This is a genomic window from Streptomyces sp. NPDC016640 (genome assembly GCF_043076215.1).
Classification (GTDB): Bacteria; Actinomycetota; Actinomycetes; order Streptomycetales; family Streptomycetaceae; genus Streptomyces.
Genome location: NZ_JBIBRG010000009.1, coordinates 131,077 through 144,907, shown reverse-complemented (window position 1 = coordinate 144,907; position 13,831 = coordinate 131,077). Strand labels below are relative to the sequence as shown.

Below are 13,831 nucleotides of genomic sequence, written 5' to 3'. Positions count from 1 at the left end.
CGGAGGCCGGCCGCGGCCGGTCGCGTGTCTCCCCGGGCGCGGCTCACCGCCGTGCACCGCAGGTTGCGTCACGACAACGATCGGCGCGCCCCGCATCCGGCAGTTCATCGACCCGTAACACGCCGGGTGCCTTCGTCACGGCGGCGAAACAGCGAGGGGCTTCCACCGAAACGGCGCTGCGTCAATCTCATGGCGCACAACCGGCCCACCCCTCAATCCGCTCAAGGCTTCGCCCGCACGGGGCCGTACCAACGACGAGGAGACGCCGATGGCACCAGCCATCACCCTGGCCGCAGACGCGCCCGCGCTGTCTGCCGCCAACACAGGGTTCATGCTCATCTGTTCCGCCCTGGTGATGCTCATGACCCCGGGTCTCGCCTTCTTCTACGGAGGCATGGTCCGCGTCAAGAGCACCCTGAACATGCTGATGATGAGCTTCATCAGCATGGGGATCGTCACCGTCCTGTGGGTGCTGTACGGCTTCTCCATGGCGTTCGGCACCGACTCCGGCGGCGTCATCGGCTGGAACTCCGACTGGGTCGGCCTCAGCGACATCGGCCTGACCGAGCTGTGGGACGGCTACACCGTCCCGGTCTTCGTCTTCCTGGTCTTCCAGCTGATGTTCGCCGTCCTCACGCCCGCCCTGATCAGCGGCGCGCTCGCGGACCGCGTGAAGTTCACCGCCTGGGCGCTGTTCGTCGCCCTGTGGGCCACGATCGTCTACTTCCCCGTCGCGCACTGGGTGTGGGGCGCCGGCGGCTGGGCCTTCGAGCTCGGCGTCATCGACTTCGCGGGCGGTACGGCGGTCCACATCAACGCCGGCGCCGCGGCACTCGGCGTGATCCTCGTCATCGGCAAGCGCATCGGCTTCAAGAAGGACCCGATGCGCCCGCACAGTCTCCCGCTGGTGATGCTCGGCGCCGGTCTGCTGTGGTTCGGCTGGTTCGGATTCAACGCCGGCTCCTGGCTCGGCAACGACGACGGCGTCGGCGCGCTGATGTTCGTCAACACCCAGGTCGCCACCGGCGCGGCCGTCCTCGGCTGGCTCGCCTACGAGAAGATCCGCCACGGCGCGTTCACCACGCTCGGCGCCGCCTCCGGCGCGGTCGCCGGCCTGGTCGCCATCACCCCCGCGGGCGGCGCGGTCTCCCCGCTCGGCGCGATCGCCATCGGCGTCATCGCCGGTGTGCTGTGCGCCATGGCCGTCGGCCTGAAGTACAGGTTCGGCTACGACGACTCCCTCGACGTCGTCGGCGTCCACCTCGTCGGCGGCATCCTCGGCTCCCTGCTCATCGGCTTCCTCGCCACCGGCAAGGGCCAGTCCGACGTCGCGGGCCTCTTCTACGGCGGCGGCCTGGACCAGTTCTGGAAGCAGTGCGCCGGTGTCCTCGGCGTCCTCGCCTACTCCCTGGTCGTCTCCGCGGTCCTGGCCTTCCTCCTCGACAGGACCATCGGTATGCGAGTCTCCGAGGACGACGAGGTGGCCGGCATCGACCAGGCCGAGCACGCCGAGACCGCATACGACTTCAGCGGAGCCGGCGGCGGCGCGGCCCGCACCGCCGTCACCGCCCCCGTCGCCCCGGCCGAGAGCAAGAAGGTGGACGCATGAAGCTCATCACCGCCGTCGTGAAGCCGCACCGGCTCGACGAGATCAAGGAGGCCCTGCAGGCCTTCGGAGTACACGGCCTGACGGTCACCGAGGCCAGCGGCTACGGCCGCCAGCGCGGCCACACCGAGGTCTACCGCGGTGCCGAGTACACCGTCGACCTGGTGCCCAAGATCCGCATCGAGGTGCTGGTCGAGGACGACGACGCCGAGCAGCTGATCGACGTGGTCGTCAAGGCGGCCCGCACCGGCAAGATCGGCGACGGCAAGGTCTGGTCGGTCCCGGTCGAGACGGCCGTACGGGTACGGACCGGCGAGCGCGGCCCCGACGCGCTCTGAGACAGTCGAACAGAACAGGAGCCGCCGGGTGACGGGTACGCAGATGCACGACGAGACGCAGGACCCGGGACCCAGCGGCTACGCGGCGGCCCGGCTGCGCCTCCTCACCGAGGAGGCGCGGTCCGGGCCGCCGCGCCGCGCCGCCCTCGCCGACCTCACGGACGACTGGCTCACCGGGCTGTTCACGGCGGGCGCCGAGGGGGCGCGCGGGGTGTCCCTGATCGCCGTGGGCGGTTACGGGCGGGCGGAGCTGTCCCCGCGCAGCGACCTCGACCTGCTCCTGCTGCACGACGGCAGCGATGCCCAGGCGGTCACCGCCCTCGCGGACCGCCTCTGGTACCCCGTCTGGGACCTCGGGCTCGCCCTCGACCACTCCGTGCGGACCCCGGCCGAGACCCGCAGGACCGCGGGCGAGGACCTCAAGGTGCAGCTGGGACTGCTGGACGCCCGGCACATCGCCGGCGACCTCGGCCTCACCACGTCACTGCGCACGACGGTGCTCGCCGACTGGCGCAACCAGGCGCCGAAACGGCTCCCCGCCCTGCGCGAGCTGTGCGAGGAACGCGCCGCACGCCAGGGCGAGCTGCAGTACCTCCTGGAACCCGACCTCAAGGAGGCCCGCGGCGGTCTGCGCGACGCCACCGCGCTGCGCGCCGTCGCCGCATCCTGGCTCGCCGACGCCCCGCGCGAGGGCCTCGCCGACGCCCGCCGGCGGCTCCTCGACGTACGGGACGCACTGCACCTGACGACCGGCCGCGCCACCGACCGGCTCGCGCTCCAGGAACAGGACCAGGTCGCGGCCGAACTGGGCGTGCTCGACGCGGACGCGCTGCTGCGCCAGGTCTACGAGGCCGCGCGCGTCATCGCCTACGCCGGTGACGTCACCTGGCGCGAGGTGGGACGCGTCCTGCGCTCCCGCGCGGTGCGGCCCCGGCTGCGCAAACTGGCGAGGGAGCGAGGCGACTTCCTCAGGAGGGCGGTGGTGGGCGAGGGGAGGGCGCCCGGCGGCGGCAAGCCGGGTGCCGAGCGCTCCCCGCTGGCCGAAGGAGTCGTGGAACAGGACGGCGAAGTGGTGCTCGCCCGTGCCGCGCGCCCCGAACGCGACCCCGTGCTCCCGCTGCGGGCCGCGGCCGCCGCCGCCCAGGCCGGCCTCCCGCTCTCCCTGCACGCCGTACGGCGCATGGCGGCCACCGCCCGCCCCCTGCCCACGCCCTGGCCCGCCGAGGCGCGGGAACAACTGGTGACCCTCCTGGGCTCGGGCCGGCCCACGGTGCAGGTCTGGGAGGCGCTGGAGGCGGAGGGACTGGTCACCGGTCTGCTCCCGGACTGGGAGCGGGTCCGCTGCCGCCCCCAGCGCAACGCCGTGCACCTGTGGACCGTGGACCGGCACCTCATCGAGACGGCCGTCCGCGCCTCCGAGTTCACCCGGCGCGTGCACCGGCCCGACCTGCTGCTGGTCGCCGCGCTGCTGCACGACATCGGCAAGGGCTGGCCCGGCGACCACTCGGTGGCCGGCGAGGTCATCGCCAGGGACGTGGCCGCCCGCATCGGCTTCGACCAGCACGACGTCACGGTGATCGCCACCGTCGTACGCCACCATCTGCTGCTCGTCGAGACCGCCACCCGGCGCGACCTGGAGGACCCCGCCACCGTGCGCGCGGTCGCCGAGGCCGTCGGTTCCCAGAGCGCCCTCGAATTGCTGCACGCCCTCACCGAGGCCGACGCCCTCGCCACCGGGCCGGCCGCCTGGTCGTCGTGGCGCGCCTCGCTCGTGACCGACCTGGTGAAGCGGGTCTCCGCCGTGCTGTCCGGAGACGACCCCGCCGGCCCCCAGCAGGCCGCGCCCACCGCGGAACAGGAGCGCCTGGCGATCGAGGCGGTCGCCACGGGCGCGCCGGTGCTGGCCCTGCGCGCGCAGACCGAACCGCCCGCCGAGCCCGCGGGCGACCCCGAGCCGCTGGGCGTGGAACTGCTCATCGCCGCGCCCGACCAGCCGGGCGTGCTGCCCGCGGTGGCCGGGGTGCTCGCCATGCACCGGCTGACCGTGCGCACCGCCGAGCTGCGGGCGCTGGACCTCCCGGACGGCGTCGAGGGCTCCGTGCTGCTGCTGGACTGGCGGGTCGCCGCCGAGTACGGCTCCCTGCCCCAGGCCACCCGGCTCCGTGCCGACCTGGTACGCGCCCTGGACGGCACCCTGGACATCGCAGGGCGCCTCGCCGAACGGGAGGCCGCCTACCCCCGGCGCCGGGGCGTGGTCGCACCGCCGCCGCGCGTGACGGTCGCCCCGGCCGCCTCCCGGCACGCCACGGTGATCGAGGTCCGGGCCCAGGACGCGCCCGGCCTGCTGTTCCGCATCGGGCGGGCGCTGGAGGACGCGGCCGTGCGGGTGCGCAGCGCACACGCGAGCACCCTGGGCGCGAACGCGGTCGACGCCTTCTACGTGACCGGTTCGCACGGTACGCCCCTCCCGGACGAGGAGGCGGTGTCGGTGGCCCGGAAACTGGAGGAGACGTTGCGTGGGTGAGGACACTCCTGAGTCCCGTCGCGCCGGGATACCCTGGAGGGCGATTCCCCAGCCCGTCTCCGACTCCGAGGACCGACGCCGCCGTGTTCGACACTCTTTCCGATCGCCTTTCAGCGACCTTCAAGAACTTGCGCGGCAAGGGGCGCTTGAGCGAAGCGGACATCGACGCCACGGCGCGTGAGATCCGCATCGCCCTCCTCGAGGCGGACGTGGCCCTGCCCGTCGTCCGCACGTTCATCAAGAACGTCAAGGAGCGCGCGCTCGGTGCCGAGGTCTCCAAGGCGCTGAACCCCGCCCAACAGGTACTCAAGATCGTCAACGACGAGCTTGTCCGCGTCCTCGGCGGCGAGACCCGCCGGCTGCGCTTCGCCAAGCAGCCACCGACCGTGATCATGCTGGCCGGTCTGCAGGGTGCCGGTAAGACCACCCTCGCGGGCAAGCTCGGCCGGTGGCTGAAGGAGCAGGGGCACTCGCCGGTGCTGGTCGCCGCCGACCTCCAGCGCCCGAACGCCGTCAACCAGCTGAGCGTCGTCGCCGAGCGCGCGGGCGTGGCCGTCTACGCGCCCGAGCCGGGCAACGGCGTGGGCGACCCGGTGAAGGTCGCCAAGGACTCCATCGAGTTCGCGCGGGCCAAGGTCCACGACATCGTGATCGTGGACACCGCCGGCCGCCTGGGCATCGACCAGGAGATGATGCAGCAGGCCGCGGACATCCGGGACGCGGTCTCGCCCGACGAGATCCTCTTCGTCGTCGACGCGATGATCGGTCAGGACGCCGTCAACACCGCCGAGTCCTTCCGCGACGGCGTCGGCTTCGACGGTGTGGTGCTCTCCAAGCTCGACGGTGACGCGCGCGGTGGCGCCGCCCTGTCGATCCGGCAGATCACCGGCAAGCCGATCATGTTCGCGTCCAACGGGGAGAAGCTCGACGACTTCGACGCCTTCCACCCGGACCGGATGGCCTCCCGCATCCTCGACATGGGTGACCTGCTCACCCTGATCGAGCAGGCGGAGAAGACGTTCAGTCAGGAAGAGGCCGAGAAGATGGCCTCCAAGCTGGCGTCGAAGAAGGGCCAGGACTTCACCCTGGACGACTTCCTGTCCCAGATGGAGCAGGTCCGGAAGATGGGCAGCATCTCCAAGCTGCTCGGCATGCTCCCGGGCATGGGGCAGATCAAGGACCAGATCAACAACCTGGACGAGCGCGACGTCGACCGCACGGCCGCGATCATCAAGTCGATGACCCCGGCCGAGCGCCAGGAGCCGACGATCATCAACGGCTCGCGCCGTGCTCGTATCGCCAAGGGCTCCGGTGTCGAGGTCAGCGCCGTGAAGAACCTGGTCGAGCGGTTCTTCGAGGCCCGCAAGATGATGTCCCGCATGGCCCAGGGCGGCGGCATGCCGGGGATGCCGGGGATGCCGGGCATGGGCGGCGGCCCCGGCCGGGCGAAGAAGAAGCAGAAGCAGGCCAAGGGCAAGCAGCGCTCCGGCAACCCGATGAAGCGCAAGCAGCAGGAGCAGGAGGAGGCCGCGCGCCGCGCCGCCGCCGCGGAGGGCGGCAACGCCTTCGGCCTGCCGCAGCAGGGCGGCAAGGACTTCGAGCTGCCCGACGAGTTCAGGAAGTTCATGGGCTGAGTCCCGCGCCGGTCACGCCGCTGGGACGCCCCCCATCCGGGGGCGCCCCAGCGGCGTGTCTCAGCGGGTGCGGGCGACGAGGTACCGGAACACGTTCGGCATCCACACGGTCCCGTCCTGCCGCTGGTACGGATGCAGGGCCTCCGTCAGCTCCTTGTCGACCTGCGCCTGGTCCGCGGCCGTGATCGCCGGGTCGAGCAGTCCGGTCGACCTGAGGCCCCGTACCGCGCTGTCCATGCCGGCGTAGCCGAACGGGCAGGCCACCCGTCCGGAGCCGTCCGGCCTCAGTCCGGCCCGCTCGGCCACCCGCTCCAGGTCGTCACGGTCCGCGGGACGCCAGGTGCCCGCGCCGCGCGGCGGCTCGGCCGGCCCGGTGGCCGCCCGCAGCACGGACGCCGTGGCGCACCGCTCCGGCGGCCCCCAGCCGGCCAGCACCACGGCCGCTCCGCGCCCGGCGAGCGGCGTCGCCTCGGCGAGCAGCTCGCCCAGCCCCTCCGCGTCGCCGGCGAGACAGCCGATCGGCTCGAGGGCGATCACCACGGTGTACGCGGACACGTCCGCGCGGGCCGCGTCGCGGGGTGAGCCCCGCACGATCCGGGTGGCGTGACGCGCGCGTGCGTCCCGGGCGTCGGGCAGCAGCCGCTCCCGGGCCAGGGCCAGCCGGTCCGCGCAGGTGTCGACACCGGTGACCGCGGCACCGCGCGAGGCCGCCCTCAGCAGGGCCAGCCCGGAACCGCAGCCGAGGCCGAGCAGCCGTGTCGCGGGACCCACGTCCAGTCGCTCGTAGACGGCCTCGTAGAGCGGTAGGAGCATCCGCTCCTGGATCTCGGACCAGTCACGCGCGCGTGCCCGCAGGTCCACGCGCGGGACGGCTCCCGTACGAGGTAAGTGCTGCCGCACGAGCGTAGGTGTCATAGGTAAGCGCCCCAATCAGCCGAGAGTTGTCGCCGTCCGGTTCCCTGGCCCCCGTGCAGTGCGCCCGCGCACCCCCGTATGCCAGGAAACTCCGCCCTCGACGAGTCGTCCAGTGGAAAGCGGCGACGGCTTGGTAGTCGCTCGTGCCAGTGGCAAGAATTCACATTCCGGTAATCCCGGGCCGCACGGCCCGCCACGGCGAAGGCGCCCGGACGCCGGTTCCGGCCAGGGCCCGCGGGGACGGGAGGGTGCCCGGGCGGGGCGGTGCGCCGGGCCGGTCACGGACCCGGTAACGTCACGGTCGTGGCGGGTCCGTGAGCCGGACGCCGGGTCGCCGGGGGGCGGCCGAAACGCCTCTTGCGCACCCGCGGAGCCCCTCCGCACCGGCACGTGCAGGCCGTTCACACGTGGGGCGTACGTCAGCCTACGCACCACCTTGAGGTGAGCTGTGAGGCTTCTCCGCAGATCAGCGCACCCGCCCTCGTCAGAGCGCATCAGTGGCAACTGACGGGTACGTGCAAATTATTTGGGATGCCCCGGAATCGGAACACAGGGGCACCCCGTCTCGTTGTCATTACGTGAGCACGACACAGACACCACCTGTTCTCGCCGCAGAGCTGGCACAGGCGTGGGCCGACATTCAGCGGTACCACCCCGAGCTGCCCGATCTTGCCGCGCCCGAGTCCCTGATCGGGGAGTCGTCGTCCGCGTGCGGGCACGAACTCTCCTTCGAACGACTGCTCCATGAAGCAGTCCACGGCGTCGCCGCCGCGCGCGGCGTACGCGACACCTCCCGCGCCGGCCGCTACCACAACCGCAGATTCCTCGCGATCGCCGAGGAACTGGGCCTGGACCACCCCGAGGAACCGCATCCCAGCAGCGGCTTCTCACTGGTCACGCTCACTCCCGAGGCGAAGCGCCGCTACCGTCAGACGACCGAGCGTCTCCAGCGGGCACTGAAGGCGCACTCCGCGGCGACGGCGGGCGACACCGCACGCAGCTTCCGCGGTCCGGCCGCCCGCCACGGCTCCTCCGGGGGCGGCGTGCGGGTCAAGGCCGTCTGCGACTGCGGCCGCAACGTGCGCGTGGTCCCGTCGGTGCTGGCCCAGGCGCCCATCGTCTGCGGCGGCTGCGGCAAGCCCTTCCGCATCCCCGACATCCCCGACGTCGTGGCGGCGGCGAGCTGACCCACCCCGGCACCTCGTGGGTGCCGGGGGTGCCGCGCACCGGCCCACGGCCACCGGAACACCGGGTGCCGCCCGGCCGGGCCCGCCTCCACGACCTCGGTCAGGCGGGCTCGGCCGGGTGTGGCACAATGGCTAGCTGTACTCGACAGCCGCACAGGACCCCTCTCTCCTCCGGCTGACGCGTCCGTCGGGCACTCGGGTACCGCAACCCCACGCGGCTTCACTCGCCGTGCCCAACCACGTCAAATCCAGGAGAACCCACTCCCGTGGCAGTCAAGATCAAGCTGAAGCGTCTGGGCAAGATCCGTTCGCCTCACTACCGCATCGTCGTCGCCGACTCCCGTACCCGCCGTGACGGCCGGGCCATCGAGGAGATCGGCAAGTACCACCCGACGTACAACCCGTCGGTGATCGAGGTCGACGCCGATCGCGTGGCGTACTGGCTCGGTGTCGGCGCCCAGCCGACCGAACCCGTGCTCGCCATCCTCAAGAAGACCGGCGACTGGCAGAAGTTCAAGGGCGAGCCCGCCCCGGCCCCGCTGCTGCAGCGGGCCGAGAAGGCCGCCCGCCCGTCGTTCGAGGCGCTCGGTGGTGAAGACGAGGGCAAGGGTGAGGCGATCACCCAGAAGAAGAAGGCTGAGAAGAAGGACGAGGCCGCCGCTGAGTCCGCGTCGACCGAGGCCTGAGCATGCTCGAGGAGGTTCTCGAGCACCTCGTGAAGGGCATCGTCGACAACCCTGACGATGTGCAGGTCGCCTCGCGCGACCTGCGTCGCGGACGTGTGCTCGAGGTCCGGGTCCATCCGGACGACCTCGGCAAGGTGATCGGTCGAAACGGCCGCACCGCACGCGCTCTGCGCACCGTCGTGGGCGCCATCGGCGGCCGCGGTGTCCGCGTCGACCTCGTCGACGTGGACCACGTCCGCTGACGCTTATCGCAACCGGCTCGGGCCGGGGAGGGCCTTGAGGCCGTCCCCGGCCCGAAGTCGTAAGACCAGGAGAAAGAGCACCGTGCAGCTGGTAGTCGCGCGCATCGGCCGCGCCCACGGCATCAAGGGCGAGGTCACCGTGGAGGTCCGCACCGACGAACCGGAGCTGAGGCTCGGGCCGGGCGCCGTCCTGGCCACCGACCCCTCCTCCGTCGGGCCGCTCACCATCGAGACGGGCCGCGTGCACAGCGGCCGTCTCCTGCTGCGCTTCGAGGGAGTGCACGACCGCACCGCCGCCGAGGCCCTGCGCAACACCCTCCTCATCGCCGAGATCGACCCGGAGGAACTGCCCGAGGACGAGGACGAGTACTACGACCACCAGCTGATCGACCTCGACGTCGTCACCGAGGACGGTGAGGAGGTCGGCCGGATCACCGAGATCGCGCACCTGCCCACCCAGGACCTCTTCGTCGTCGAACGCCCCGACGGCAGCGAGGTGCTCGTCCCCTTCGTGGAGCAGATCGTCACCGAGATCGACCTGGAGGAGCAGCGCGCGGTCATCGACCCGCCCCCCGGTCTGATCGACGACCGGGCGGAGATCGCGTCCTCCCGGGACTCCGGAGACGAGGCGTGATGCGGCTCGACGTCGTCACGATCTTCCCCGAGTACCTCGAACCGCTGAACGTCTCCCTGGTCGGCAAGGCCCGCGCGCGCGGGCAGCTGAACGTCCACGTCCACGACCTGCGCTCCTGGACCCACGACCGGCACAACACCGTCGACGACACCCCCTACGGCGGCGGCCCCGGCATGGTCATGAAGACCGAGCCGTGGGGCGACGCACTGGACTCGGTCCTGGCGGACGGCTACGAGACCGGCTCCCGCGCACCGGCCCTGATCGTGCCCACCCCCAGCGGCCGCCCCTTCACCCAGGAGCTCGCCCTCCAGCTCTCCGAGCGCCCCTGGCTGATCTTCACCCCGGCCCGCTACGAGGGCATCGACCGCCGCGTCGTCGACGAGTACGCGACCCGGATGCCCGTGTACGAGGTGTCCATCGGCGACTACGTGCTGGCCGGCGGCGAGGCGGCGGTCCTGGTGATCACCGAGGCCGTGGCCCGGCTGCTCCCCGGCGTCCTGGGCAATGCCGAGTCGCACCGCGACGACTCCTTCGCGCCCGGCGCCATGGCCAACCTGCTGGAGGGCCCCGTCTACACCAAACCGCCCGTCTGGCGGGACCGGGGGATCCCCGAGACGCTGCTCAGCGGCCACCACGGGAAGATCGCCCGCTGGCGGCGCGACGAGGCGCTCAGGCGCACCACGGTCCACCGGCCCGATCTCATCGAGGACTGTGATCCCAAGGCCTTCGACAAGAAGGACCGCGAGATGCTGTCCATCCTGGGCTGGGAACCGGACCCGGCGGGGGAGCCGTACGGCCGGTTTTGGCGCAGGACCGGCGGCGTGGAAGAATAGGCCGCTGTTGTGCGTCGTCCGGCGTGCGCCCCTGCCGCAGGGGGACACGACGTCCGCCCCGAACCGCACACCCGGATTCCGAAAACTCTAGTTGCCGTTGATGACCTGCGGCATCAGCGAAGAAAGCAGACGAAATGTCTCACCTGCTCGACTCCGTCGACTCCGCGTCGCTGCGCACCGACGTCCCGGCCTTCCGTCCCGGCGACACCGTCAACGTCCACGTGCGCGTCATCGAGGGCAACCGCTCCCGTGTGCAGCAGTTCAAGGGCGTGGTGATCCGCCGCCAGGGTTCCGGCGTGCGCGAGACCTTCACGGTCCGCAAGGTCTCCTTCTCCGTCGGCGTCGAGCGCACCTTCCCGGTGCACACCCCGATCGTCGAGAAGATCGAGCTCGTCACCCGCGGTGCCGTGCGTCGCGCCAAGCTGTACTACCTGCGCGAGCTGCGCGGCAAGGCGGCGAAGATCAAGGAGAAGCGCGACAACTGAGCGCTTTACCGGCGTCATATCGCGGCCGGATAGCATCTGGCCCCGATGGACACCGAAGCACGACCGACGGAGCGCGACCGCTCCTTCCCCCCGGACGGACCCGAGGACACCTCGGAGAGGACGGGGCCGGAGGGGCGGTCGCGTTCCGCGTTGGTGTCGCGCATCACGGAGTGGCTTCCGGGCGGGCGCATTAGTCTGACCCTGCTGCTCTGCCTGCTGTTCCTGGCGGCGGTCAGCACGTTCGCGGCGCGGCCGTTCGAGATCCCCAGCGGGTCGATGGAACGCGGATTGAGGGTCGGGGACCGGGTCCTCGTCAACAAGCTGGCGTACCGGCTCGGCGCCGGGCCGCTCCGCGGGGACGTGATTGTGTTCGACGGCTCCGGGTATTTCGGTGAGGCCGACTACATCAAACGGGTCGTCGGGGTGGGCGGGGACCACGTGGTCTGCTGTGACGGTGAGGGGAGGATCCGGGTGAACGGCCGGTCGGTCGACGAGTCGGGTTTCCTGTACCCCGGAGACAGCCCCTCCACGGTGCCGTTCGACGTCGTCGTGCCCGGCGGACGGCTGTTCGTCCTCGGTGACCACCGCAGCCGCTCCAGCGACTCCCGCGACCACCTCGGCTCGCCCGGCGGCGGCATGATCCCCGTGGACGTCGTGGTCGGCCGCGCCGACGGGATCGTCTGGCCCCCCGGCCACGCCACCCGGCTGCACCGGCCCGGCGCCTACGCGCGCGTGCCCGCTCCGGAGGCGGACGCGGCGCACCCGGCGGTGGGCGCCCATGGGTAACCGCGGCCGGCCCCGCGGCGTTCAGCAGAGCGCCGCGGACAGTCCGCTGCCCACCGGCGCCCGCCGTGCGGCGGGCCCGGCCCCCGGTCGCAGCCGGGCCGAGCGGCGCAGGCTCCAGCGCAAGGTCAAGCGGCGCCGCAGGCGCAGCGCGGTCAAGGAGATCCCCCTCCTCATCGGTGTCGCCGTCCTGATAGCGCTGGTGCTGAAGACGTTCCTCGTCCAGGCCTTCGTCATCCCGTCCGGCTCCATGGAGCAGACGATCCGGATCGGCGACCGGGTGCTGGTCGACAAGCTCACCCCCTGGTTCGGCTCGAAGCCGCAGCGCGGGGACGTCGTCGTCTTCAAGGACCCCGGGGGCTGGCTCCAGAACGAGCGGACCGCCCCGAAGAAGGACGACCCCGTCGGGATCAAGCAGGTCAAGGAAGGGCTCACCTTCATCGGACTGCTGCCGTCCGAGAACGAGAAGGACCTCATCAAGCGGGTCGTCGGCGTCGGCGGCGACCGCGTCCGGTGCTGCGACACCCAGGGCCGGGTCACCGTCAACGGCGTCGCCCTGGACGAGGATTACCTGTACCCGGGCAACGCCCCCTCCACGACGCCGTTCGACATCACCGTCCCCGAGGGGCGGCTGTGGGTGATGGGCGACCACCGGGAGAACTCCGCCGACTCCCGCTCCCACCAGGACACCGACTACGGCGGCACCGTCTCCGAGGACGAGGTGGTGGGCCGTGCCGTGGTCATCGCCTGGCCGCTCGGCCACTGGAGCACGCTGGAGGAACCCACGACCTACGCGTCCGTGTCGGACTCGGCGCCCGGGTCGACCGCCGCCGCCCCGCTGTCGCATAGGGTTGCCCCGGACGGTCCGAACGGAATGGTCCAGCTCCCGAGCCCTGGGGAACTCCCGCTCGTTATGGGAGTGGTGGGCCTGCGTCGTGCTTGGCGCGGGCGGCGGCAGAGAGTGAGGAGTTGGCGTGGGGGATGTGGCGGTTGGCGCACGGTCCGGTCAGGGCGGCGAGGAGAACCGCGGGCGCCCCGCGGAGTCGGCCGGCCCGGACGCGGACCGCGTCGTACCCTCCGGGAATGACGCGCGGCCGGTCGAGGACGGCGCGGTGAGCGGGGACCGGACGAAGGCCGGCGACCAGGGGCCGGGCGATCCGCCGGCCCAGCCGAAGAAGCCCCGTTCCTTCTGGAAGGAACTGCCGATCCTGATCGGTATCGCGCTGGTGCTGGCGCTGCTGATCAAGACCTTCCTGGTGCAGGCGTTCTCCATCCCCTCCGACTCGATGCAGAACACCCTCCAGCAGGGCGACCGGGTCCTGGTCGACAAGCTCACCCCCTGGTTCGGCTCCGAGCCCGAGCGCGGCGAGGTCGTCGTCTTCCACGATCCCGACAACTGGCTGGCGGGCGAGCCGACGCCCACCCCCAACCCCCTGCAGAAGGTCCTCAGCTGGATCGGTCTGATGCCGTCCGCCGAGGAGAAGGACCTGATCAAGCGGGTCGTCGGCGTGGGCGGTGACACCGTCGAGTGCAAGGGCACCGGCCCGCTCACGGTCAACGGCAAGGCGCTGGAGGAGCCGTATGTGTACCCTGGCAACACGCCGTGCAGCCAGGACGACCAGGGCGGCCGGTTCAAGGTCGAGGTTCCCGAGGGCCACATCTGGGTGATGGGCGACCACCGGCAGAACTCCCGGGACTCCCGGTACAACCAGGCCGACAGCAACCGCGGCATGGTCCCCGTGGACAAGGTCGTCGGCCGCGCCGTCGTCATCGCCTGGCCGGTCGACCGCTGGACCAACATGCCCGTCCCGGACACCTTCGACCAGCCCGGCCTCGACCCCTCCTCGTCGTCCGCCGCGGCCCTGTCGGCCGCGCCCCAGGGACTCGCGCTGGCGGGCGCGGTGCCGCTGGTGCTCTGGCGTCGCCGGCGCAGCGGCGCTGGAGAGGGCCGCAAGGAGGGCTGA

The 13,831-nt window shown here is 71.8% G+C and carries 14 protein-coding genes; 13 read left to right on the top strand and 1 reads right to left on the bottom strand.

Annotated elements, in window-relative coordinates; genetic code table 11:
- The first annotated feature begins 268 nt into the window (after positions 1–268).
- The 4 genes from ACF07S_RS20305 (at position 269) to ffh (ending at position 6,102) form a co-directional block, all read left to right on the top strand.
- The gene (locus ACF07S_RS20305; RefSeq protein WP_391965460.1) at positions 269–1,609 is read left to right on the top strand and encodes an ammonium transporter; all 1,341 of its coding nucleotides are present in this window, start codon (positions 269–271) and stop codon (positions 1,607–1,609) included.
- Complete coding sequence (locus ACF07S_RS20300; RefSeq protein ID WP_004924863.1) at positions 1,606–1,944, top strand: P-II family nitrogen regulator; 339 nt, start codon at positions 1,606–1,608, stop codon at positions 1,942–1,944. Before ACF07S_RS20305 ends, ACF07S_RS20300 begins: the two co-directional genes overlap by 4 nt.
- Before the next feature lie 43 nt (positions 1,945–1,987).
- Positions 1,988–4,468: a [protein-PII] uridylyltransferase gene (locus ACF07S_RS20295; protein ID WP_391974776.1), complete on the top strand. Its 2,481-nt coding sequence runs from the start codon at positions 1,988–1,990 to the stop codon at positions 4,466–4,468.
- A gap of 83 nt (positions 4,469–4,551) precedes the next feature.
- Complete coding sequence (gene ffh / locus ACF07S_RS20290) at positions 4,552–6,102, top strand: signal recognition particle protein (RefSeq protein ID WP_391974726.1); 1,551 nt, start codon at positions 4,552–4,554, stop codon at positions 6,100–6,102.
- Positions 6,103–6,162: 60 nt separating this feature from the next.
- Here the strand turns inward: ffh and ACF07S_RS20285 are convergent, their stop codons facing one another.
- On the bottom strand, positions 6,163–7,017 hold the full coding sequence (locus ACF07S_RS20285) for a methyltransferase domain-containing protein (protein WP_391974725.1): 855 nt from the start codon (positions 7,015–7,017) through the stop codon (positions 6,163–6,165).
- Between the two features lie 578 nt (positions 7,018–7,595).
- On the opposite strand from ACF07S_RS20285, the gene ACF07S_RS20280 reads away from it, so the two are divergent.
- From ACF07S_RS20280 to lepB (ACF07S_RS20240), 9 genes are all read left to right on the top strand, one after another.
- A complete protein-coding gene (locus ACF07S_RS20280; protein WP_391965463.1) occupies positions 7,596–8,204 on the top strand; it encodes a hypothetical protein in 609 nt (202 codons plus the stop codon).
- A gap of 266 nt (positions 8,205–8,470) precedes the next feature.
- Positions 8,471–8,890, top strand: coding sequence for a 30S ribosomal protein S16 (rpsP, locus tag ACF07S_RS20275; RefSeq protein WP_391965464.1), 420 nt, complete (start codon positions 8,471–8,473; stop codon positions 8,888–8,890).
- Between the two features lie 2 nt (positions 8,891–8,892).
- Complete coding sequence (locus ACF07S_RS20270) at positions 8,893–9,132, top strand: RNA-binding protein (RefSeq protein ID WP_391965465.1); 240 nt, start codon at positions 8,893–8,895, stop codon at positions 9,130–9,132.
- An 82-nt stretch (positions 9,133–9,214) separates the two neighbouring features.
- Positions 9,215–9,766 (top strand): ribosome maturation factor RimM, encoded by a 552-nt coding sequence (gene rimM / locus ACF07S_RS20265; RefSeq protein ID WP_391965466.1) that lies wholly within the window; start codon positions 9,215–9,217, stop codon positions 9,764–9,766.
- The gene (gene trmD / locus ACF07S_RS20260) at positions 9,766–10,599 is read left to right on the top strand and encodes a tRNA (guanosine(37)-N1)-methyltransferase TrmD (RefSeq protein WP_391974775.1); all 834 of its coding nucleotides are present in this window, start codon (positions 9,766–9,768) and stop codon (positions 10,597–10,599) included. The genes rimM and trmD overlap by 1 nt, the downstream gene beginning before the upstream one ends.
- 134 nt (positions 10,600–10,733) lie before the next feature.
- Complete coding sequence (rplS, locus tag ACF07S_RS20255; RefSeq protein WP_391965467.1) at positions 10,734–11,084, top strand: 50S ribosomal protein L19; 351 nt, start codon at positions 10,734–10,736, stop codon at positions 11,082–11,084.
- A 45-nt stretch (positions 11,085–11,129) separates the two neighbouring features.
- Positions 11,130–11,870 carry a signal peptidase I gene (gene lepB, locus ACF07S_RS20250; RefSeq protein WP_391974724.1) on the top strand — a complete coding sequence of 247 codons (741 nt, stop codon included), beginning with the start codon at positions 11,130–11,132 and terminating at the stop codon, positions 11,868–11,870.
- On the top strand, positions 11,863–12,954 hold the full coding sequence (gene lepB, locus ACF07S_RS20245; protein WP_391965469.1) for a signal peptidase I: 1,092 nt from the start codon (positions 11,863–11,865) through the stop codon (positions 12,952–12,954). The genes lepB (ACF07S_RS20250) and lepB (ACF07S_RS20245) overlap by 8 nt, the downstream gene beginning before the upstream one ends.
- The gene (lepB, locus tag ACF07S_RS20240) at positions 12,842–13,831 is read left to right on the top strand and encodes a signal peptidase I (RefSeq protein ID WP_391965470.1); all 990 of its coding nucleotides are present in this window, start codon (positions 12,842–12,844) and stop codon (positions 13,829–13,831) included. Before lepB (ACF07S_RS20245) ends, lepB (ACF07S_RS20240) begins: the two co-directional genes overlap by 113 nt.